Genomic DNA, 21,582 nt, shown 5'->3' on the forward strand with positions numbered 1-21,582 from the left:
CCGTGCCGCGTCAAGGGCGGGCCCGGGCGGCGTAGCGGTGCAGGTGGGTCGCGGCCTCGTCGAGGTCGGTGACGGCGGCGGCGCAGGCGGCGACGTGGGCGTTCACCGAGGCTCGCAGCCACGGCGGCGCGACGCCGGCCGCCTCCAGCCGCGCCCCGATCTCGCGCAGGCGCTCGGCGCAGGCGGCGAGCGCGCGGGCGTCCGAGCGCAACACCTCGGCGTGCGTGGCGAGCCCTGCGTGTTCGACCGGCATTTCTCCTCCATCAGCGGATCACCAGCAGGACGGCGACACTTCTCCGGCAACAGGCGGGCGGTCACGGGGAGTGCAGGGGGACGGCGGCGTCTCTGAGGGTTTGGCGGGCGGGCGAGGACAAGGACAACAGAGGGCTGGCGCCGTCGAGCCCGAGGGCGCGTACCCGCTCGGCCAGGGGATGCGCCGAGCCCGGTTCGGCCGTCAGCCGCAGCAAGGGCAGGGGGTGGAGACGTCCAGGGCCGCGGACCCGTACGCATGAGCGCAGCGTGCCGGCACCGGTCCCGGCCGTGTAGCCGACCAGGTCGCGGTCGCCGACGGGCAGGAAGGGGCCGAGTCTCCCGGAGAGGGTGAAGGCGTCGCCGACGGTGACCCGCGCCCGCCCCGCGGCGAGCCGCACATCGACGGGCTCCAGATGCGTCTCACCACCCCACAGCCGCGGCGCGACGGCACGGACGGCCTCGGTGTCGACGGCCGACCCGACGAGCAGGCTGCCCGAACGCCGCCGCCCCGCGCTCCGCAGCAGGTCGGGCCAGAGCGAGGGCGACCGCCACGGGCCGGGCACGACGACGCCGAGGTGCGCCTCCCGGTAGCCGCCGAAGCTGGTGTCCCGGTTCCAGGCCGCGTGCACGGCGACCAGGGCGCGGCCCGCGACGAGCAGGGGCCCGAACCCGGTCCCCTCCAGCACCCCGGCCACCGCCTCCCGGTCGGCGGCGAACAGCGCGGTGAGCGCGCTGCCGCGACGGCACCTGATCGGCAGCTCGACCGACCCGTCCAGCGAGTAGGTCGGCACGGTCAGGAACGGGAAACCCGCCGGATCGGGCGCGCGGTCGAACAGCTGGTACGCCTGGGACCGCACGACCCGCCCCCGGTAGGGCGCGAGCCGGTCGTCGATGTGGTCGCGGGCCTCGGGCAGGTCGCGGGCTAGGTTGTCGATGTAGTGCTCCAGCCGGTGGCAGAGCGGGAACAGGTGGGTGGAGTCGTAGTAGTCGACGACGTACCAGCCGGGGTTCAGGTCGAAGCAGTTGCCCGCGCCCTGTCCGTCGAGGGTGGGGATGATGTCGTGCTGGTTGGTGACGCTGGCCACCCAGGTGCGCGGGTCGGCGGGCCGTTTGAAGTCGACGGGCGATCCGACGGCGATGACGTGGGTGACGGTGAACCTGGCGCAGAAGCCGGAGTCCTGCGCCAGGTTCATGATCGCCGCACCGCCGGCGCTGTGCCCGACGAGCGCCACCTCGGCGCCCTCGGGCAGCCCGTAGTCGGCGACGGCCCTGGCCAGGGCGCGGCTGTAGGGGCTGCTGTCGAGCACGGCGCTGCTGAACGCGCCGAGCAGGTCCTGGGGCGAGTCGCCGTCGAGCAGCCCAGCCATGCCCGGCACCTGGACGACGTGCCGGACCACCCCGTCAGGGCCCTGGACGCTCTGGACGAGGATCCGCCCGGTGGGGCCGATGACGCTGATGTTGCCCAGGAACCCGAGCAGTGATCCCCGGTCGCCGAGCCGGGCGGACTCGGCGTCGCTCAGGTCGGTGCGGCGGGCGGCGCCCTCCCCGGTGTCGAGGACGGCGATGGCCCGGTTGCTGATGCCGGTGATCGGGTCGGCGGTGGCGCGGCCCCGGCCGGTCGCGATGAGCCAGGCGGTGGCGTCGTTCAGCGGGTTCTCGTCCAGGAGCGCCCGCAGCGCGAGGACCTCCCCGAAGACGGGGGCGAGCCCGCTGAGCCCGCGCACCACGCCGCGGTCCTTCAGCAGGGCGCGCAGGGCGCGGACGGCTTCCAGGTCGCGGTCGGCCGCGGCCGCGTCGACGAGCCGGGCGATCATCGGGTCTTCGGCCAGCTCGGGGTGGTCGACCGCGACGGCGGCGATGCGCAGCCGCAGCGACGTGGCCAGCACGCGTACGACCAGGCTCTCGGCCCCGGCCATGGCGCCCGCCTTGGCGGCCAGGGTGACCAGCGGCCCGCCGGTGAGCGCGTACCCGAGACCGCGGCGGCCGGTGGTGGCCCGCAGCAGCGCACGGCAGGCGGACCGGCCCTCGGCGGGGGCGCGCGGCAGGCCACGCAGCAGCTCGCCGTCGGTGAGCGCGGCCGTCGCGTGACCCGCCACCTCCCGAAGGGTGACCGCGACATCGACCACCTCCCGGGCAGCGGCACGCAGCAACGCGGCGGCCGAATCAGACGAACCGACCGGGGACGCCTCGGAGGGACTGGACGGGACAGACGGGGACGGGTCGGGTGGGATGGGTGGGCAGGTCATGTGAAGGCCTGCCGGGTCATGCTGACGAAGCGGGGGGTCGGGTCTTCGGGGGTGTTGCGGCGTACCACGTCGGCGAGGGTGCGGGTGGCCGTGATGATCCGCACGCCGGTCGGGGAGAAGGTGGCGGCGTTGAACACGCGCGGCGCCAGCAGCGGGTTGGTGAGCGCCTGGGAGAAGGCGTCGATGGCGATGATCTTGGTGAGCAGCGGCGGCAGGATCGCGTCCGGGGACCCGGGTTCCTCCGCGAAGAGTCCCACGTACAGGTCGAGGTCGTCGACGCCGCGGTAGAGGTCGCGCAGCGCGCCGGAGACCCGCGCGTCGCCGGAGACGTGCTCGAACCGGCGCACCCGGGGGAAGCGGCAGTGTCGCCGGTAGTCGTTGTACGAGGCCAGCCCGAGCACGCGCGAGTCGGCGATGCTCGCCGCGTCGACCTCCCGCAGCAGCGGGTCGGTGTTGAACAGCCCGATGCGGCCGGCCCGCTGGCGTGAGGCGTCCTCGAAGAGCCGGCCGAGCCCGGGGCCGGGGATCAGCGTGCCGCCGATCATGGTCTGGGCCAGGGGCAGGTCGTGCCCGCCCACGGACAGGTGGGACGGGATGAGGCTGTGCCAGCGGTAGACGAGGTTGAACTCCACCGAGGCCCAGTTCTCCCGGTGCCAGGGGGCGTGCGCCAGCAGCGCCGACAGCTTCGGGTCCAGGGTGAACCGGAAGTGGTAGGGGGTGATGTGGTTGATGTACTCCTCGACCACGAGTTTGATCAGCAGCACGATGAGGATGTTGCGGGCCGTCTGGAACAACCGCTCGTCGTCCCAGCGCGGATGGTTCTTGGCGAGCAGCCGGGCCACCCGGTTGTGCTCGCGCAGGAACAACACCGTGAGCATGGTGAAGCCGAGCTGGATGTTGCCCCGGTCGCTGCCGGTGGCGAAGAGCGTGTCGCGCTGCTCGTCGCTGAGCTCGTCGAAGCGGATGACGCGCAGCGGGGCGAACTCGGGCTTGATCTTGCCGTTCTCGCACAGGAAGGGCGGGAACTCCCCGCCGTCGAGCAACTGGCTCTTCAGCAGCCCGCCGTCGAAGGTGCGCAGCGCGGCGGTCGCCCGCTCGTCGAGGCCGTAGACCTGGTTGAGGTCGATGTGGTGGTTGGAGCTGTTCTTGCGCGGGTCGCGCGGGATGTTCACGTCGCCGCGCAGGAAGCCGTCGGTGAACCATTGGGCGAAGTACGCGAACAGCACCGTGGAGCGCGGGCAGTGGATCATGGACTCGCCGCGGGTGAACAGCTCGGCGGCCCGCTCGGGGGTCGGCCGCCTGTCGTCGGCCACGGTGATCGGGGGCAGGTGGCGCCCGCTGTAGGTGCGGTCGGTCAGCGAGGCCCAGGAGGTGTAGCCGGCCATGGTGCTCAGCGGCTCCGGCCGCGGCGGCATCTCGCGGATCGCCTGGTCGATCAGGGTCGCGTTGACCCTGCGCCGCACCGGATCGACCCGCTGCAGGAGGTCCCAGAACGGCCGGCCGCTGGTCAGGGCCAGGAACCTGAGCCGGTTGACGAGCCCGTCCGAGGCGACGCCGCGCGCTGTCGTGCTGCCCGCCATCGTCAGCCCTCCCGCTCGGTGCCGAGCCCGACGACGAAGCGGTCGGGGAAGACGCCGAGGGCGCGCTCGACAGCACCTTCCGGCGGGGGCAGCAGGCGGACGCCGGGACGCAGCAGCAGACGCCGTACGGTCTCGCTCACGACGACCCTGGCCGGATGGACGCCCAGGCAGGCGTGATGACCGTGGCCGAAGAACAGGTGGTGGTGCGCCGGGCGGTCGAGGCGGAACTCGCCCGGCTCCGGCACCACGTCGGCGTCGAACATGGCCGAGGCGGGCGCCGCGAGCACGAACGTGCCCGCCGGGATCGGCGTGGCGCGCGGCGTGCCCGCCGCCAGCACGTGATCGCGCTCGCACAGCCTCGGCAGCAGCTTGAAGAACGGGTTGAACCGCAGCGCCTCCCAGACGTAACGGTCGAACCGCTCGGGGTCCCCCGCCGCCTCGACGGCCTCCGCCAGCACCTCCGGACGCATCAGCAGCTGCTCGACCGCCTCCGTCATGGCTCCGGGCGCGCTCTCCACGAAGCCCAGCGGCAGCCCGGCCATGTTGATCAGGATGCGGTCGTCGGGCACCTGCGAGGAGCGGACGAGCCGGGCGAAGATGTCGTCGGGCGGATCGGGCGCCGCCCGGTATTCGGCGAGCCGCTCGCGCAGGTAGGCGATCATCTCCGTGCCGGCTCGTACGGACGCGGCCTGGATCTCCGGATCGCCGTGGAAGTTGGCGAAGCCGTCGGTGACGACGGCGCGCGTCCACCGCGACAGGGTCTGCGGGTCGGGGCCGGGGAAGCCGAAGTATTGGGCGCACACCCCCAGGGCGACGGGCCTGAACAGCCCGCCGACCGTCTCGACGCGCCCGCCGGGCGAGGCGGCGTCGAGCAGCTCGTCGGCGAGGTTCCCGGCGAGCTCGCGCACCCCGGCCACGTCGCCCGGGTCGAGCATGACCTGCATCAGGCCCTTCTCCCGCCAGTTCATCGCGGTGGCGTCCCTGCCGAGCATGAACGGCCCGCCCAGGGCGGCGTCGAGCCGCGGGCCGAAGGCCCGGACCGAGAAGATCTCCTCGCGGGAGAGCACCTCGGTGACGTCGGCGTGGCGGGTCACGACCGTGAAGGCGGGCGTGACGAGGATGGGACGCCGCTCGCGCAGCTCGGCGAACAGGCCGCGCCAGTCGCTCCGGATCCACTCTCTGACCAGCCCGAACGCGGACATCGGAGCGCTGGCGAGCGCCTCGTCGTACCTCTCCAGATAGCCGCCCGTGGTCGTCTGGCCGACAGCACCCATTCCGTGGACCTTTCCGCATGGTTCCGGAGCGATCATCAATGATCACGTTGTGCAACCACAATCTAGGGAGACCCTCTGCGTTTCTTCATGGCTACGGAGCGCATTGTTCTGCCTCCTGAAAGTAATCGAGTCGTCACTGTCAGGTCATAGCCGCACTCCAGGACCCCCGCCGTTGAATGGGGAGCCGGGGTCACCACAGGGAGGAAGCTTGACGTCAGCCATTCCACGCCGGAGCGCGGCGGAGACGGTGGCGGTCACCACGAGCCGCCGCACCGCCTATCTGGTCGTCCTGGTCGTGCTGCCCGTGCTGCTCCTCGCGCTCGCGGTGCCGGCCGCCTGGGGCTGGGGCATCGGCCCGCGCGACCTGGTCATCGCCGCCGTGATGTACGCGGTGAGCATCTTCGGCATCGCCGTCGGCTACCACCGGCTGTTCACCCACCGCGCCTTCCGCGGCAACCGGGCGCTCAGGGTCGCGCTCATGCTGGCGGGCGGCATGGCCGTCGAAGGGCCGGTCACGCTGTGGGCGGCCGAGCACCGCAGGCACCACAAGTACGCCGACCGCGAGGGCGACCCGCACTCCCCGTGGCGCTACGGCGAGAGCGGCCTGGGCCTGCTGCGCGGCATGCTGCACGCGCACGTCGGCTGGTTCTACACCGCCCGGCGCCGCTCCAGCACCCGCCACTGGGTGCCCGACCTGCTGTCCGACCCGGACGTGCGGCGCTTCGACGCCGCCTATCCGGCCGTCGTGGCCCTCTCGTTCGCGCTGCCCGCCGCCGCCGGAGGGCTGTGGTCGATGTCGTGGGCGGGCGCCTGGACCGCCTTCTTCTGGGGCGGGCTCGTCCGTTACGCGGTCGTCCACCACGTCACCTGGTCGGTGAACTCGGTCGCCCACACCTTCGGCGACCGCCCGTTCCGCACCCGCGACCGGTCGTCCAACGTGTGGTGGGTGGCGCTGCTGACGTTCGGCGAAGGCTGGCACAACTGGCACCACGCGGAGCCCGCCTGCGCCCGCCACGGCGTGCTCAAGGGCCAGCTCGACCCGAGCGCGCGGCTGATCCGCTGGTTCGAGCGGGCGGGCTGGGCGCACGGCGTGCGCTGGCCCGACCCCGCCCGCCTCTCCGCCCACCGCACCGACCGCCTGCCCTGACCCGCGGTCACGCCTCCGTCTTCACGGGTACGGGCGAGCCCGCGTCCAGGCGGAAGGCGCCCACGGCCAGCCCGCCGGCGGCGAGCACCGCCGCGGCCAGCAGGTAGAGCCCGCCCGGCCCCCACCCGGCGTCCAGCAGCCGGCCGGCGACCAGAGGTGACAGGATCGCGCCGACGCGGCCGACGCCGATGCCCCAGCCGACGCCGGTGGCCCGCATCTCCGGCGGGTAGATCGAGGGGCGTCCAGCTCGCCACGAAGTAGAAGCCGGACATGCTCGTGAAGAAGCCGGCCCAGGTGAGCAGCGTGTTACGACGCCGCGCGGGCGACAGGAGCTGCCGCAGCCCGGGCGCGGGCCCGGCGGGCGCGTCCGGCTCGGGCATCGACCGCAGCGGCGGCTGCCGCATCGCGGTCAGCAGCGCGTTGAGCCTGTCGAGCGCGCCGGGCGAGCGCCGCGTGAGCAGGAAGTCGAGCGACTCGGGCAGCCTCCGGAGCACGGCGGCGACGAGCAGCGCGGTGGCGACCCCGCCGAAGGCGAACACCGAGCGCCACCCCGACGCGTTCTGCAGCACCACGGCGATGACGCCGCCCACCGTGCCGCCGACGGCGTAACCGGTGGTGTTCAGGCTGACGGCCAGGCCGCGCCAGCGCCGGTTGGCGTACTCGGCGGCGATGACGTTGCTGCCGGCGATGACGCCGCCGATGCCGACCCCGGTGACCAGCCGCAGCAGCCCGAGCTGGACGGCGCTCCCGGCCAGGGCCGACAGCAGCATCCCGGACGACGACACCGCCAGGCAGGCGAGGATCAGCGGCCGCCGCCCCGTCCGGTCGGCGACCGGCGCGAGGAACAGCGACCCCAGCGCCATCCCGACCAGCCCGGCGCTCAGCAGCAGGCCCAGCTCGGTCCCCGACAGCCGCCACTCGGCGGAGACCGCCGCGGCGGTGAACGACATGACGAGCACGTCGAACCCGTCGACGACGTTCAGCAGGACGCACACGGCGATCGCCGACCACTGCGATCGGGACATCGGGGCGTCGTCGATGCGGGCGCGCAGACGTGCGGGCGATGGGGTCATCCCGGCTCAGCCGTGGGTGAAGCCGTCGCGGAGGGCGTTCACCGGCGGCTCAGGGGTCCAGCTCATGCCTGCCAGTATGGCCCCGGCTCAGTGGACGTCGGCCGGTCGCGCCCGCTCCTTGAACGGGTAGCGGGCCCGGAAGTCCTTCTCCGCCTCGGCGAACGACATGAACTTCACTCCCTTGTGACCCCGCATGTGGTGGATCAGCCGTTCCAGCATCAGCAGCACCTGCGGCCGGCCGCTCACGTCCGGGTGCAGGGTGATGGGGAAGACCGCGTAGTCGAGCTCCCGGTAGACCCAGTCGAACTGGTCGCGCCACTGCTGTTCGAGATCGCGCGGGTTCACGAAGCCGTGGCTGTTCGGCGAGTTCTTGATGAACATCATGGGCGGCAGGTCGTCCAGATACCAGTTCGCGGAGAACTCGACCAGATCCACCTCCTCGCCGTGGACCAGCGGCTTCATCCAGGTCGAGGCGTCCTTGTCGTAGTCGATCCGCGTCCACTCCTCGCCGCGGCGGGCGTAGAAGGGCTGGAAGTCCCGGTACGACTGCGAATGGTCGTAGCTGAACCCGTACTTGAGCAGCAGGTCGATGGTGCGCGCCGACATCTCCCACCACGGCGCGACGTACCCGCTCGGCCGGACGCCGAACTCCTTGTCGAGCAGCTCGACGCTGCGCGCCAGCACGTCCTCCTCCTGCTGGGCGGACATCGCGACCGGGTTCTCGTGCATGTAGCCGTGCGCGCCGACGTCATGCCCGGCTTCGACGATCATGTGCGTCTGCCTCGGGAACGACTCCGCCGAATGCCCCGGTACGAACCAGCTCGTCCTGATGCCTTCCCGGGCGAACAACCGCAGCAGCCGCGGCGTCCCCACCTCGGCCGCGAAGACACCCCGCTGGATGTCGTTCGGGGATTCCTGGCCCCCGTACGAGCCGATCCAGCCGGCGACCGCGTCCACGTCTATGCCGAAACACACGTTGATGGCTTTCATGCCACGCACGTACCCGGAGCATCGCCGTGTACCGGTCATGAACAGGTGAACTACTGCACGGTGCGGTCCGGCGGCCGGACCGCACCCGCGGCGACGTCTCAGTACCAGCTCGTGCAGGTCCACGCGCTCTCGGGGATGGTGGACGGAGCGGAAGCCGTGATGTAGCCGGAGTGGCAGGCACGGAAGTTGTCATCGTTCGCGTTGCCCACCATGGACGTGTATCCGACACCGCCGTTGCAGGGGACCGACGACTGTATCCGGTAGTAGGTGTGCGTGGTGTACCAGCCGTAGGTGGTCCACTGCCGGCGCTGCACGCGCAGATGCGCGAACCCCTGGATGAGGTCGCAGTCGTCGCGCACGATACGCCCCCAGAACGCGCGGCAACCGGCGCCGTCCCGCAGTTGCAGGGTGTATCTCCCGCTGTGGAGGAAGAGCTCGCGCGGAGTGCCCGTGGCCGAGCAGCCCTCCGTGTTGGGGTTCTTCCCGTTGCAGGACGTGCCGGAGCAGGCGAGCGCCGTGGAAGCGCTCTCCGCCGCCGCCGGCGACACTCCGGCGACGGTCGCCGCGACGACCGCGGTGGCCGCGAACAAGGCCAGGCGTTTGAACATGTGCACTCCTTCTTCGATTCGGGATCAACGGAATTAGCGCACGGTCCCGAACCGGCGGACAAAGCTTTTGCGTCGTGCCGGAAAACCGCTGGCCGCCGCCGGCAGCGCGGTCGTAATCGGCGGCTGAACGCGGCTTTTGCGTTGACGCGGAAAGAGCTGGACCCGCCCGGCGCGCATCGGTCACGCTGCCCTCGTGTCGGTGACCATCAATGCACGCAGCACCTGGGCCGGTTACGTGACGGACGTCACGGACGCGCAGAAAGCCCAGGCATTCGCCGCTCCGGTGCCTTCTTCCGGAGCCTGGGAGCCCTCGACCGGAGGCGTCTTCCTTCATCACCGGGGCAACCGCTCCTTCTCCCCCGGTTCCGAGGAAGACTGCAAGAAAGACGTGGCCGAGGTCTTCGCCCATGACGTGACCGGCGACTACGCCGATATCCAGTACAACTTCTTCGTCTGCCCGCACGGCATCGTCTACGAGGGCCGGGGCTACGAGCGGGGCGAGGCCAACTTCGGCGCCTACATCACCGTCGACGGCGTCAGCCTGGGCCGCAACACGGCCTTCTACTCCATCTGCGGGCTGCTGAGGTCGTGGGACCAGCCGACCGACGCCATGCTGCGGAGCATCAGGGACCTCATCGCCCATCTGCGCGGCGAGGCCCCGGCCAGTCGGCGGGCCGGTCGGCGCATCCTTCCTCACTCGGCCGGCTACGACACCGAATGCCCGGGCAATCTGACCCCGTACGCGACGAACGGCTCCCCCATCGACCCGGCGGTGTCATGGGACGAGGGCACGCTCATGGACATGAACGTGTTCGCCGCGCAGAAGTGGGTGAACACCAGGTACGACGGCGTGGCCCCGGGCTACGTCAGGGTCCTGGAGACGGGACGCACTGGATGGGCCACGGTGCTCTCGCTCACGCAGGCGCTCCAGCACGAGCTGGGCATCTCCCCGACGGTGCAGAGTTTCGGCCCGGCCACGATGCGGGCCGTGCAGGACCACCCGCTGCGCCCGGACACCGAGACGAATCCGAGCATCATCACCATCTACAACTACGCCCTGTGGTGCAAGGGTTACTACGCGACCGATCCGCCCTATATCTGGGACACCCGATCGCGCGACTCCTTCCAGGCGCTCATCGGGCACATGGGCCTGACCGGCGTCGTCATCACCAACGCGCTGTGGGCACGCATCGCCCGGGCGCTGCTCACCATGGACCAGTTCCGCCTCGTCCCGGGCGGAGACGCCGCCACCCAGGCGATCCAGCAACACCTCAACAAGCGTTACGTGGCCCAGCGGGCGATCCCGGCGATGAATCTCGTGCCGTGCGACGGCTTCTACTCCCGTGAGGTGCAGAAGGGCCTGATGATGGCCATTCAGTACGAGCTGGGGATCGGGCTTAACGACATCAACGGCTACTTCGGGCCGGGCACGCAGTCGGGGCTCAGGACGAGGGGGGCGGGGACGCTCACCGGCGATTTCCGCCTGCTGTTCCGCGCCGCCTGCTTCTTCAACTCACCCACCTACGACAACGGGCGGCAGGTCCCGTACTCCTCCCAGGACATCTACACGGACACGCAGACCGCCACGCACACGAGCTGGCTGCGGACGTTCCAGAGCTTTTCCCAGATTCCCGTCACGGGGACCAACGACTACACGACGTGGGCGCAGCTCCTCATCTCCGCGGGCGACACCGATCGCGAAGCCACCGGCTGCGACTGCATCACCGAGATCACGCTTGAGCGCGGCCGGCTGCTCATGCAGAACGGCTACCGGATCGTCGGCCGTTATCTCGACGAGCACCTCCCCCCGAGCGACCCGGATTATCTCGGGAAGGCGCTCAAGCCCGGCGAACTGCAGAACATCTTCGCGGCGGGGCTGAGAATGTTCCCCATTTTCCAGTACAACGGGACCCAGCTGGCCAACTTCACCTACGACAAGGGCTACGACCAGGGCAGGAAAGCCGACGAGAAGGCCCGCGCGTTCGGCCTGCCACCGGGCGCCTGCATTTATTTCGCGGTCGACTACGACGCGCTGGACACCGAGATCACCAGCAATGTCGTGCCCTATTTCCGCGGGGTCAGGACGGCGCTGGAGCAACTCGGCGGCCGTTACCAGTTCGGGGTCTACGGCTCCCGCAACGTCTGCAGCCGCGTGTCCGCCGAGGCCGGCGCGCGCTGGTCCTTCGTCTCCGGGATGTCGTGGGGGTTCTCCGGGAACCTCGGCTACCCGTTGCCCGACAACTGGTCGCTCAACCAGATCCGCGAGTACGCGTTCCAGCCCGGGTGGGGCCTGGACCGTAACGTGTGGCGCCAGGGCGGCGACCCGGGAGTTTCCTCCGTCGTCTCGCCATGAGGAGCGTTCACGTGATCACACGCCGCCGTTTCATCGCCGCCGGCGCCCTGGTGATGGCCGTACCCGTCCCCGTTCCCGGGAAAGCGGGCGAGTCGTTCACCGGCCGGCCCCACGACCACGGCGCGATCAGGACGTACGCGATCGAAGGCTCGCTCGCGACCGTGGCCCTGCGTGCCGGGGACGTCGCGACCGTGCTGCTCCACGTCGCCCGCCGATGGCACTACGAGATCGCCGCCGTGGACAGCGGAGAAGGCGGAGGCGTCTTCGGCTACAGGGCCGGCCAGGTCGTGGAGGCCCCGTTCGAGTCCGCCTACCTGTCGGGGACCGCCATCGCCATCCACCCGGCCGCCTATCCGCTGCGCGGCTCGGAGCGGCTCTGGCCTCACCAGGAGCTGATCGTACGAGACATCCTCGCCGACTGCGCGGGCACGGTGCGCTGGGGAGGTGACCTGACCCCGGTGAAGGCGTCGCACTTCCAGATCGACGTGGCGCCGGGCAGCAGGAAGCTGGCACGGGTCGCCGCGGAGCTCCGCACCGATCGGAGCGCGCCCGCCGTCCCCCTGGCGGGCGCGGCGGTCGATCCGGCGACACCCGCCCGGCGCGTCAGGGCCCGTGCGCTTCAGCGTACGCAAGGAGGCTGATCACAGCGGCCTGCCTTCGAGCAGGGCCTCCCCGAGAGGGGTGATCGCGTGCAGGACGGAAGATCCGTCACGTACCGTCAGAATCAGCCCGGCCTCGCGCAGGACCGTCGCCTGACGGCTGGCCGAGGCGGGGGAGATCCGCAGGGTCCGGGCGAGCTCGCCGGTGGTGGGGGCGCTCGTGGCGACGGCGAGCAGGGCGGCCGCGCGGGTCCTGCCCAGCAACGGCTCGACGCCCCTCCGCACCACCGTGGACCAGTGGTGCTGGTGGTCGATCGGGTAGATGAGGACGGGTGGGAGCTCCGGATCGGCCAGCGTGACGGAGGTGCGCTGGCAGAAGTACGACGGCACCAGCCTCAGCCCGCGCCCGCCCAGGTGGAGCACGGCGTCGATGTCGTACGCCACCTCGAGCACCGGGGGGCGCCACCGCATGAGCGTGCCCATCCCGGCCAGCAGTCCTTCGGTGCCGTGTTCCAGCATGTCGCGGGCCCGTTGGGCGCGGTCGGCGGCGACCGCCAGGTGGATGAGCTGGTGGCTCGGGGCGATGGCCGCGTCGTGGTAGGAACGGATGGCGGCGCTCACCCGGGTCAGCGTCTCCACGTCACCGTCGGCCAGGCTGCCGACCCAGCCGGGCAGGCGCCGATGCTGCGCCAGCCGCTCGAACTCCTCACGTAATCGGGCACGCGGCGTGGACATGATCGCGTCCAGGCCGCCGGCGAGACCGCTCTTCGACTCGTGCGGCGTGAGGAAGTCGGGCCAGTACGGACCCAGCGGCGCGAGCACGTCCAGCAGGCGGGCGCCCGTCTTGACGCGCGCCATCCGCTCCGGGTCGGCCCGGAGGTCCCCCATCCAGGAACGATAAACCGGGCGAAGGCTTCGCTCCCTCAGCCGGAAGTGGCTCAGCACCACCACCTCCCACAAGGGATCGGGAGCGGCGGCGAGCGTGGTCCGCACTAAATCATCCGCCGTAAAATGAATACGCAAAGTCCCCATCGGGAACCCCCCGTAGAGATGCGATGGCGTGCGCGGGCACCATCCTACGCGGGGCTTTTCCCAAGGGGGCGGGGGGTATATCCCCGCCGATCAATCGCGCGTCACGCGAGTGCCTTCCTGATCAACGCCGCGTCCCGGCGACGTGGACGCGCGGAATCACCAGCACCTGGCCGGGCGGCGGTCATCATCGCCACCCGGCCACGGCCGGTGATGATCTCGCAGCGGACGCGGACGTCTGGTCCCGCACCCGGTTATGTCACTGCCCGGCCTGGACGACTTCGCCCGCGTCGCCGCTGAAGGTCGCCGCCGCGCTGTGGCAGTCGGCGTGGTTGATCGGCACCGCCCGCACGTCGAAGCCGGGGTGGACGCTGTTGAACACGAAGTACGCGGGGCCCTCGCCGGTGATCGTCACGGGCCCCAGACCACCTCCCGCTTGCCAGGCGCGGACCCTCAGGCAGTAGTTGTCCCCGAAGTAGACGGCGGCCGTGTACCGCCACCCCGAATACCGCCCGGCCGGAATCAGGGCGTCGTAACAACCCTGCCGATAAACACAGGCGTTCGTTATCCAGGTCTGGACGGCGCCGACGGCGATCGTGCTGGTGTTGTGAACCCCGTTGTCCGTCGGCGAGGCCGCCGTCGCCGCCGAGGGCGCCCCACCAGCCAGAAGACCGGCCGTCAGGGCGATCGCGGCAGCCCAGGTCGTTTTCCTCATTTTCCTCTCCTGCCTTGTGATTTCCCGCTGAATTTCCCTGCGATGAACAAACGGCCGTCGCGAGAAAAATAGCGTTTTCGCTCCGATCACAGACAGGTCAGCAGCCGGACATTCCGAGGACATACCTGGGATCCGCCGTCAGACGCCGAACGGGGTCACGGCTTGGTCAGGCGGATCAGCATGCCGTCGTGGTCGGTGTAGGTCAGCCCGTACAGGCTTCGGCTGACGAAGGTGAAGTCGTTGCTGAAGATGACGTGCTGCACGTCTCCGTCGCCCTTGCGGGTGTTGCCGCTGGGTACGCAGTTCTGCGCGTTCTCCGGGTCGGAGGTGTCGTACTCCAGGTTGAAGTCACCGCCGACGACCGTCTTGCCGGAGATGCCTTCCTGCGACCTGATGTAGGGCACGGCGCTGAACATCAGGGCCTGGCACTGGGTCAGCGCGATCGGCTCGCTGTTCGCGCTCAGGTGGGTGGCGCAGGACAGGTGGTCGCCCACCGCGTAGGCGCAGGCGAAGGTGCGCACCTCGTTGCCGCTGTCCTGGGTCGTGTACTCGCCGACCCAGCCGTTGGCCCCCTGCCACAGGGCGGCGGGGACCCGGCCGAGGACGGCGTTGCCGTAGGTGCCGCCGTTCGTGCAGGTGATCGGGTTGCCCGTCGGCTTGTCGAGCGCCGGGTAGAAGACGGAGTAGGTCCAGTCGTTCGGCCAGGCCTCGGCGAGCGACGGCTGGAGGTAGTTGGGCAGGTCGACGGAGCAGATCTCGTTCAGCGTCACCAGGTCGGGGGCGAGGTAGTAGATCAGGTCGCCGCCCTCGTAGATCGACTGGCCGCCGGCGTAGCATCCGGCCTTGCCGCTGTTGCACAGGTTGAGCTGGAGCTCGTAGAACGACCGCGCGGCCTGCGTCCTGGCGGGCCGGTCCGGGCGGGCGGCGAGCGCCGACCTGGCCTGGCCCCCGCGGGCCTTCGCCGTCAGCGCCGCGGCCTCGGCGCCCATCGGCGCGACGCTCCGTACGGACAGGGGCTTGACCTGGACGGGCTCGGCGTGAGCGGGGCCGGCGAAGCCGGGCGAGGTCATGACGAGGGCGAGCGCGGACACGGCGGTCAACAGACGACGGGCGATCTTCACGGGCGCTTCCTCCATCGATGATCAACGGATCAGGACGCCCTCCATCGTGACCCCGGAGGATGAGGGTCGAAAGAGCCTTTGCGCTCTACCGCAAAAACGACAAAAGCCTCAAACCTGCTTGACTGGAGATTCTCACCATGGTGTCGTGCCGGATGACAGGCGCTGTCAAACACCGGGGACGGAATGGGGACTCTGCGGATCCTTTTCACTGCTGAAGACCTGACGCGCGTCACTCTCGCCGACGAACCCGACCCCCTGTGGGAAATGATCCTCACGCGGTTCCGCTTCCGTGACCGGGTGCGATCGCCGGCCTTCCGGCCCTGGTTCGAGGAGCTGCACGCCGACCCGGCCCGATCCTCCCGGATGCGGCGCGGAGCCCGCCTGCTCGACGTGCTGGTTCCGGCCGGGCCCTACTTCCCCGACTTCCTCACCCCGTACGAAGGACTTCTCGGACTGGACAGCGGCCTGGCCGCGCTGCTCCGCACCCCCGCCCGGCGACTGGCCGCCGAGCTGCGCCTGCTCGCCCGCCACCGGCCCCTGCCCGGGTGGGTACGCCCCATCGCCCAGGGCAACGGGCCCATGCTCCAGGAGATGGGAGCCGCGCTGCGCGACTACTACGAGGCGGCCGTCGCCCCCTTCAGGGAACTCTCCGGCTCCGCCATCGCCGCCGACCGCGCCTGCCGGGCCCGCGGCCTGCTCCGGGGAGGGGTCGAGGGGCTGTTCGCCGGGTTCGCGCCGCTCATGAGCTGGACGCCGCCCGTCCTGGAGACCGAGTACGTCGTCGACCGGGACCTGGTGCTCGGCGGGCGCGGCCTGCGGCTGGTGCCGTCGTACTTCTGCCAGCGGACGCCCATGACGCTGGCCGACCCCGAGCTGCCACCCGTGCTGATCTACCCGATCGAGCAACGGCACCGGTGGCGTCCGGCAGCCGAGCGCCGCGCCGACCTCGACGCGCTGATGGGCGCGAACCGCTCGGCCGTGCTGCACGCGCTCGACCACAGCGCCACGACCACGCAGCTCGCCCGCATGCTGCGGATCTCACCCACGGCGGCCAGCCGGCACGCGACGGTGCTGCGAGAGGCGGGACTGATCGACACCCGCCGCGACGGCACCGCGGTCCTGCACACGCTCACTCCCCTGGGCACGGCGCTCCTGGAAGGCACCACCGGCGGTGCTCAGCCGTCCGCGCGGTGAAGATCCGGGTGGCGGCAAAAGGGTTGAACCGGGCACCCGACAGAGCCATGATCGAGCCTGGACGTGCCCGCGACGACACACAAGGAGCCCGATGGACTCTCCCTCGATGCCGGACACGTCCGAGCCGGCCGGGGAGTCCGCACGACGCACCCCGTGGCTGACGATCGCCGTCATCTACCTCGGCGGGGTCGTCGCGGCGATGAGCTTCGGCAAGTTCTCCCCGGTCGGGCCGGAGGTGGCGGCCGAGCTGGGGCTGTCACTGTCGCAGCTGGGCTGGGTGATCTCGGCCGTCGTCGGCGTCGGCGCCGCCGCCGGTCTGCCCGCCGGCTACCTCGTACGCCGCATCGGCGCGGAGCGTTCGCTGGTCGCGGGCCTCGCCCTGACCGCGGCGGCGAGCGCGGCGAGCGTGGCCGCGCCCGATTTCGGCTGGTTGCTGACCGCCCGGGTCGCCGAGGGCATCGGATATCTCCTGATCATCATCACCTGCCCTGCCCTGGTCGTCCGCCTGGCCACCGGACGCGACCGGGGCACGGCCCTGTCGATCTGGGCCACGTTCGTCCCGATGGGTCTCGGGGCGAGCACGCTCGCGGGTGGCGCGCTGGCTTCCGCTCTGGGCTGGCGCGGCTGGATCGCGCTGGTCGCCGGTCTGACGCTGGCGATGGCGCTGGTCCTCTGGGCGCGCCTGCCGCGGGGTCCCGGACGGCAGGCGGCCGGCCCGCGCCCCCGGGCCGGGGCGCTGTGGTGGCCGCTGGTGCTCGCCACGGCCTTCTGCCTGGCCATCCTGGTGACCCTCCCGGTGATCGTCCTCCTGCCCACGCTCCTCATCGAGCAGCAGGGCTACTCGGCCGCCGCCGCGGGCGCCCTGACCTCGGTGATCTCCGTGCTCAGCGCACTCGGCGGGCTGGCCGTGGGAGTGCTGCTCCGCCGGGGCATCCCGGTCGGCACCCTGGCGCTGACCGGGTTGCTCACCCTCCCGGCCGCCTGGCTCCTGTTCGGCGACCACGGCTCGGCGTCAGCCGCGCTGGCGGGCGCGGCGATCGTCTCCATCGAGAACGGCTTCCTGGGCGCCCTCGGCTTCGCCGCCCTGCCGCTGGTGCTGGAGCGCCTCGACCACGCGGACGTCGGCAACGGCGTGGTCGCCCAGGCGGGCAGCCTCGGATCACTGCTCGGCCCGCCGCTGTTCGGCCTGGTGGCGACCGGACTGGGCTTCGGGGCACTCGTCCCGGCCATCGCCGTCGGCATCCTGGCCGCCGTCGGATTGCTGCTGCTGGTCGGCAGGCGGGCATCGAGATGATCATCGTACGAGTCACCGGCATCCTCATCGAGGACGACCGGATCCTCCTGCTGGATCAGGACACCGACACCCGTTCCTGGACACTGCCCGGCGGGCGGGTCGAGGCAGGCGAACCGCTCGCCGACGCGCTGGTACGGGAGATGCGCGAGGAGACCGGGCTGGACGTGGAGGTGGGCCGGCTGCTGTACGTGTGCGACAACTTTCCGGGCGGCGGCCTCCACGTCATCCACATGACGTTCGAGGTCACCCGTGTGGGCGGCACCCTGGGGGTCGTCACCGAGGGCGTCGACACCAACCGAATCCGGGGCGTGCGTTTCGTGCCCCTGGCCGAGCTGCCGGGGCTCGGGTTCGGCTCCCGGTTCGTCGAGTTGGCCCAGGCCGGATGGCCGGGGGCGGGGTCGTACATGGGCGACAAGGCCAACATCGGGCTGTGACGCCGCAGTCAGGTGAGAAGGGACTCAAGCATCCAGAACTGCAGCTTGAAGATATCCACCTGGTAAATGTCGCGCGGAAAGTCCGGCTCCTGATCGTTTTCCAGTCTCCTGTGCTGGATCCGTACGGCCCAGGTAGCGTCTCGCTGCCCCAGGTCGAACACGTCCCCCCTTGACCATGCCTCATAAAAATCGTGGATCTGGAGCTGCCCCGACCGAAGGTAGATCTCGCCGGCCCACATGCGATTCCACATCGGTTGCGTCATGGAAGGTTCGTCAGTCCATAGTTCGAGCCGGATGCAAGCGTCTATGTCCGTGTGCTTGTCGAAGACCACCGCATTGCGTCCCACTCGCGCCCAGCCATCTAACCCGGACGGCGACCACTCCTCATCCCAAGGAGCATGATCCTCGCCGGCGAGGACGGTGGGGTCGACCACCATGGGGCCATTCCAAGCGCTTCTGATATCCACCACCACGTGCTTGATGAGCTCCGCCATGACGCCTATCCCTTCGTCCGTGGGCGATCACGCGATTCAAGCAGGCAGAGGTGACACTGCTGTCTCGACGGACCGTGGACCGGACCGAAGGTGAAGCATCCGCTGAGTGCACCCTCGACGCGTAGGCAGCCCGACCGGACATCCGGTAGCAGGCTGCCATGCGTACCCCTCCGGGAGTGGTCCCAGTCGAGCGTCCGGAAGCCGCCGTAGGTCAGGCCAGGTCGAACTCGCCGTCCTGGACACCGCCCACGAACGCCTTCCACTCGCCTGGCGTGAAGATCAGCGCCGGGCCGTGGGGGTTCTTGCTGTCGCGTACGGCGACGACACCGGGAAGGTTCGTCGCCACTTCAACGCACTGCCCGTTGTCGCCGCTGGCAGTCGCTTTGCGCCATTCCGCATTCTCAAGGTTCACGGGGTCCATTTCCTTACCGCATCCTCTATGACCTGCAGTGACATTGATTGAGGGTAGGCATCCGCTCTGATGGTGTCATACCTCACTTTGACCCGAACAACGGATTCGTGATCGCCCGTGACCAGACCCGACAGCACGGAATCGGCTGACACGACTTCTGCGCCGTCGCGTAGTCGTGCCAGCGTGAACGCGCTCATCATGCCAGCCGCGCACCCAGCCGCGGTAGGCACGACTTGGATAGTGATTCGTGAATTCTGTACGTGTTCCAGAAGACAGCCGAGCTGTTCAGCGAGAACCTTCGGGCCGCCTATTGGGCGGTGCAGTGCGCTTTCATCGATGATTGCCAGGAAAACAGGCGGGTTCGGGGCATTGAAGATCTCCATGCGTCGCATCCGGACCTGAACCCGTTCCTCGACCTGCTCGGTCGGGATCGTGGTGCCGAAGATGGCCCGCGCGTACTCGGGTGTCTGGAGCAGGCCAGGGATCACGAGCGGGTCCCACGACTGAAGGATGGCGGCTTGCGGTTCGATCTCCTCTACCCAGCGAGCAAACCAGCCGAGGGTCGGCGAATGCGATATTTGTGTGAATAGGTCCATGAAGTGACCGTCGAGCTGGAAGACCCGATCAAGCGCCTCCGCGAATTCCACCGTGGGAGCCCGCCGCCCTCGCTCGATATGGCTGATCAGGGAGGTATGACATCGAACCTTGTTGCTCAGCGCGGTCTGGGATATGCCCGCTTCCCTGCGGCGGCGCATCAGGTCGGCGGCGAAGCGCGCACGAGGCGACATCTGGTCACTGATGCCATTGTCCATGCTGCTCCTCCATAGACAGGTCGCTGACGCGTTGCGCAGTCTTTACTTTCTGTGACAGTACAACTACAGCAATGCGACGCGCAACATGGCACTTGTGTCTACTTCCGTCGCCGGATAAGGCCAGGTACAGCCCCTGCGGAACGCTCCCGAAGCTCATGCTGAGACTCCACGCAGTCGTACTAGACGCACTGCTTGTCACGGGAGGTCGGCATGAGCGTGAACCTGTTGGCGACCCGGCAGAACTACACGGAGCTGCCGGTCCACCCAATCGCGGTGTCCCTCGCTCGTAGACATGTGGCGTGCGTGCTGGCGGACTGGGGGCGCGGCGCCCTCATCGACGACGCCCAACTCGTGATCAGCGAGTTGGTCACGAACGGCATCAAAGCCTCGGATCCCAGCGAGGAAGAGATTGAGGCGTACGGGATGCTCGCTGGGTCCTATCGGAGGGTTCGCATAGGACTCCACCGGGCGGCCGATGGAGTCGTCCTAGAGGTCTGGGACTGCTGCCGCCGTCCTCCGCAACTGTGCCGTCCGGACGCGGGGGCAGTCGGCGGCCGAGGGCTGCTCGTGATCGACACTGTAGCGATCACCTGGGGGTATCGGTGGCCGAAGACAGGCGGAAAGATCGTCTGGGCCATGCTGGGCGAGGCGTCATGATCAACCCGGAGGACTGGACCTGCCCTCAGCTCGCCCCGCATCCCCCAGGCCGCATCGGTCTGCCGATGATGCCGCTCGACTGGACGGCCGAGCGGCCGTATCGGTCGCGAGTCTTGGGCTACACCTGCTCGTGCCGGACGATCGTGTACGAGCTGCTCGCCTCCGGCGGGATGTACGTGATTCGCCGCACGCATCAAACCAATCCCCCGCGAGTCGCCTACGCTGGCCCTTGGGCGCGCAGCATGGCAGAGCTGATATGGAACTCGATCCTCACGGGAGAGGCGAGATTATCCGATACGGAAGACACTCAGCGCAGCGCGCTAATGAAGTGGAACACCGACAAATGAGCTACCGTCCCAGTAGACTAGCGCGATACCCTGCTTAGCCAGCAACGCTTGAAGATCGCCGTTAGGCTCATCAGGCAAGAGAACCGCAAGTCGCGGGTCATCGGGCTTAATGTGCCGCCGATAGTCGTAAAGTTGCCCAATAGCCATCCGTACGGCTTCCCGAGTGGATGAACCCTTCAGCTCGTACAACACATGCGTTTGGGCGTCATACAGGTCGGTGAGTAGTGTCCCGGTGAGCCCTTTTATCCTTATCTGAAATCGCTTGAGGACTCGACCATGAGTTGCCATAAAGGCTTGAAACTGCTCGGAGATTTCGGCTTCACGCCGCTCAGCAATAGTCCTAGGCGCGGCAGATCGTGAGCTCCTCGTCTTATTATTAATCTCAGGTTCGACAATTTTGCTAGCGGTTACGCTTGCCGGCACAAGCGTCGCCACAGTCGTGGCCACCGGCGGAACGACATCGTCTTCGACTTTTTCATACTCATCAGCAATAGGCCGCAAGCGGAAAACGATAACGCGCCGCATCATGCCTTTACTATTAGGCACTTGCCGCACTACATATGGCTTGACCTCGTCCAATTCAAAACGCCCCAGGTAACGATGGCGCTTAGTGCCGGTCCCGGGAACTACGCCGACAGCCTTGAAAACTTGCAGAGCTCGCCCATCATCAAAATGATGCAAGACTGCACGATTTCCCCTGCCATGCTGCCCTTCGAAAGTCTGATCACTTTCGCCGTGACCGGTATATTCAAATACCAGGCCCCGCTCATCTACTTCAGCTAGCCAACCATCGTAATAGCCACGTAGTTCACCCACTTTAGGATCGGAGTAGAGGAGGACGTTGGGGGTTGTTCCCGAGGGACAGATCCCACCTTGAGGACTTCCTCCGAATATGGGCGCAAGCTGCCCACGTGTCCGAATCTCGCCCGGCTTGAGCTGGTTCGCCATGAG

22 protein-coding genes and 1 pseudogene are annotated in these 21,582 nt (G+C 69.2%); 8 read left to right on the forward strand and 15 right to left on the reverse strand.

The genetic code is table 11. From position 1 onward, the window contains the following. Positions 1-10: 10 nt before the first annotated feature. The 4 genes from ACIBF7_RS21505 to ACIBF7_RS21520 form a co-directional block, all read right to left on the reverse strand. Positions 11-253: a hypothetical protein gene (locus ACIBF7_RS21505; protein ID WP_364228763.1), complete on the reverse strand. Its 243-nt coding sequence runs from the start codon at positions 251-253 to the stop codon at positions 11-13. Positions 254-314: 61 nt separating this feature from the next. Continuing rightward, complete coding sequence (locus ACIBF7_RS21510; protein WP_397197939.1) at positions 315-2,348, reverse strand: hypothetical protein; 2,034 nt, start codon at positions 2,346-2,348, stop codon at positions 315-317. A gap of 146 nt (positions 2,349-2,494) precedes the next feature. Then, positions 2,495-4,078: a peroxidase family protein gene (locus ACIBF7_RS21515; protein ID WP_364228759.1), complete on the reverse strand. Its 1,584-nt coding sequence runs from the start codon at positions 4,076-4,078 to the stop codon at positions 2,495-2,497. A gap of 2 nt (positions 4,079-4,080) precedes the next feature. Then, positions 4,081-5,352, reverse strand: a complete 1,272-nt coding sequence (locus tag ACIBF7_RS21520; protein WP_397197940.1) for a cytochrome P450 — start codon at positions 5,350-5,352, stop codon at positions 4,081-4,083. Positions 5,353-5,560: 208 nt separating this feature from the next. Between ACIBF7_RS21520 and ACIBF7_RS21525 the strand changes: the two genes are divergently transcribed. Further along, positions 5,561-6,499, forward strand: coding sequence for an acyl-CoA desaturase (locus ACIBF7_RS21525; protein WP_397197941.1), 939 nt, complete (start codon positions 5,561-5,563; stop codon positions 6,497-6,499). Between the two features lie 7 nt (positions 6,500-6,506). Here ACIBF7_RS21525 and ACIBF7_RS21530 read toward each other — a convergent pair whose 3' ends face one another. From ACIBF7_RS21530 to ACIBF7_RS21545, 4 genes and pseudogenes are all read right to left on the reverse strand, one after another. Next, positions 6,507-6,716 carry a hypothetical protein gene (locus ACIBF7_RS21530; RefSeq protein WP_271275002.1) on the reverse strand — a complete coding sequence of 70 codons (210 nt, stop codon included), beginning with the start codon at positions 6,714-6,716 and terminating at the stop codon, positions 6,507-6,509. 76 nt (positions 6,717-6,792) lie between these two features. Further along, positions 6,793-7,572: pseudogene (locus tag ACIBF7_RS21535) on the reverse strand (MFS transporter); the annotation flags it as partial. 87 nt (positions 7,573-7,659) lie between these two features. Beyond that, complete coding sequence (locus ACIBF7_RS21540) at positions 7,660-8,562, reverse strand: polysaccharide deacetylase (protein ID WP_271275005.1); 903 nt, start codon at positions 8,560-8,562, stop codon at positions 7,660-7,662. A 98-nt stretch (positions 8,563-8,660) separates the two neighbouring features. Continuing rightward, positions 8,661-9,170, reverse strand: coding sequence for a hypothetical protein (locus ACIBF7_RS21545; RefSeq protein ID WP_364228754.1), 510 nt, complete (start codon positions 9,168-9,170; stop codon positions 8,661-8,663). Between the two features lie 199 nt (positions 9,171-9,369). On the opposite strand from ACIBF7_RS21545, the gene ACIBF7_RS21550 reads away from it, so the two are divergent. Continuing rightward, on the forward strand, positions 9,370-11,523 hold the full coding sequence (locus tag ACIBF7_RS21550; RefSeq protein WP_397197942.1) for a glycoside hydrolase domain-containing protein: 2,154 nt from the start codon (positions 9,370-9,372) through the stop codon (positions 11,521-11,523). Between the two features lie 11 nt (positions 11,524-11,534). Further along, a complete protein-coding gene (locus tag ACIBF7_RS21555) occupies positions 11,535-12,164 on the forward strand; it encodes a hypothetical protein (protein ID WP_271275008.1) in 630 nt (209 codons plus the stop codon). Here ACIBF7_RS21555 and ACIBF7_RS21560 read toward each other — a convergent pair whose 3' ends face one another. The 3 genes from ACIBF7_RS21560 to ACIBF7_RS21570 all read right to left on the reverse strand — a co-directional run bounded on the left by ACIBF7_RS21560 (position 12,165) and on the right by ACIBF7_RS21570 (position 14,987). Continuing rightward, positions 12,165-13,010 carry a winged helix-turn-helix domain-containing protein gene (locus tag ACIBF7_RS21560; protein ID WP_397197943.1) on the reverse strand — a complete coding sequence of 282 codons (846 nt, stop codon included), beginning with the start codon at positions 13,008-13,010 and terminating at the stop codon, positions 12,165-12,167. 400 nt (positions 13,011-13,410) lie between these two features. Then, the gene (locus tag ACIBF7_RS21565) at positions 13,411-13,866 is read right to left on the reverse strand and encodes a hypothetical protein (RefSeq protein WP_364228749.1); all 456 of its coding nucleotides are present in this window, start codon (positions 13,864-13,866) and stop codon (positions 13,411-13,413) included. 155 nt (positions 13,867-14,021) lie between these two features. Next, on the reverse strand, positions 14,022-14,987 hold the full coding sequence (locus ACIBF7_RS21570; protein WP_397197944.1) for an endonuclease/exonuclease/phosphatase family protein: 966 nt from the start codon (positions 14,985-14,987) through the stop codon (positions 14,022-14,024). A gap of 264 nt (positions 14,988-15,251) precedes the next feature. Between ACIBF7_RS21570 and ACIBF7_RS21575 the strand changes: the two genes are divergently transcribed. The 3 genes from ACIBF7_RS21575 to ACIBF7_RS21585 all read left to right on the forward strand — a co-directional run bounded on the left by ACIBF7_RS21575 (position 15,252) and on the right by ACIBF7_RS21585 (position 17,909). After that, positions 15,252-16,181: a winged helix-turn-helix domain-containing protein gene (locus tag ACIBF7_RS21575; RefSeq protein WP_364228745.1), complete on the forward strand. Its 930-nt coding sequence runs from the start codon at positions 15,252-15,254 to the stop codon at positions 16,179-16,181. 91 nt (positions 16,182-16,272) lie between these two features. Beyond that, positions 16,273-17,475, forward strand: a complete 1,203-nt coding sequence (locus ACIBF7_RS21580) for a CynX/NimT family MFS transporter (protein WP_397197945.1) — start codon at positions 16,273-16,275, stop codon at positions 17,473-17,475. Beyond that, entirely contained in the window at positions 17,472-17,909 is a 438-nt protein-coding gene (locus ACIBF7_RS21585) for an NUDIX hydrolase (RefSeq protein WP_364228741.1), read from the forward strand. The genes ACIBF7_RS21580 and ACIBF7_RS21585 overlap by 4 nt, the downstream gene beginning before the upstream one ends. A gap of 8 nt (positions 17,910-17,917) precedes the next feature. On the opposite strand, the gene ACIBF7_RS21590 is transcribed toward ACIBF7_RS21585, so the two are convergent. The 3 genes from ACIBF7_RS21590 to ACIBF7_RS21600 form a co-directional block, all read right to left on the reverse strand. Further along, entirely contained in the window at positions 17,918-18,403 is a 486-nt protein-coding gene (locus ACIBF7_RS21590; protein ID WP_364228739.1) for a hypothetical protein, read from the reverse strand. A 211-nt stretch (positions 18,404-18,614) separates the two neighbouring features. Continuing rightward, complete coding sequence (locus ACIBF7_RS21595; RefSeq protein WP_364228737.1) at positions 18,615-18,824, reverse strand: DUF397 domain-containing protein; 210 nt, start codon at positions 18,822-18,824, stop codon at positions 18,615-18,617. After that, positions 18,812-19,627: a helix-turn-helix transcriptional regulator gene (locus ACIBF7_RS21600; RefSeq protein WP_364228735.1), complete on the reverse strand. Its 816-nt coding sequence runs from the start codon at positions 19,625-19,627 to the stop codon at positions 18,812-18,814. The genes ACIBF7_RS21595 and ACIBF7_RS21600 overlap by 13 nt, the downstream gene beginning before the upstream one ends. A gap of 210 nt (positions 19,628-19,837) precedes the next feature. On the opposite strand from ACIBF7_RS21600, the gene ACIBF7_RS21605 reads away from it, so the two are divergent. Both ACIBF7_RS21605 and ACIBF7_RS21610 read left to right on the forward strand, forming a co-directional pair. Further along, positions 19,838-20,284: an ATP-binding protein gene (locus tag ACIBF7_RS21605; RefSeq protein ID WP_364228733.1), complete on the forward strand. Its 447-nt coding sequence runs from the start codon at positions 19,838-19,840 to the stop codon at positions 20,282-20,284. After that, positions 20,281-20,631 carry a hypothetical protein gene (locus tag ACIBF7_RS21610; protein WP_364228731.1) on the forward strand — a complete coding sequence of 117 codons (351 nt, stop codon included), beginning with the start codon at positions 20,281-20,283 and terminating at the stop codon, positions 20,629-20,631. Before ACIBF7_RS21605 ends, ACIBF7_RS21610 begins: the two co-directional genes overlap by 4 nt. On the opposite strand, the gene ACIBF7_RS21615 is transcribed toward ACIBF7_RS21610, so the two are convergent. Next, entirely contained in the window at positions 20,605-21,579 is a 975-nt protein-coding gene (locus tag ACIBF7_RS21615; protein ID WP_364228729.1) for a hypothetical protein, read from the reverse strand. The two genes, ACIBF7_RS21610 and ACIBF7_RS21615, sit on opposite strands and share 27 nt — an antisense overlap. Positions 21,580-21,582: the final 3 nt, after the last annotated feature.

This window comes from Nonomuraea sp. NPDC050478 (genome assembly GCF_044458265.1).
In the GTDB taxonomy this organism is placed as follows: domain Bacteria; phylum Actinomycetota; class Actinomycetes; order Streptosporangiales; family Streptosporangiaceae; genus Nonomuraea; species Nonomuraea ferruginea.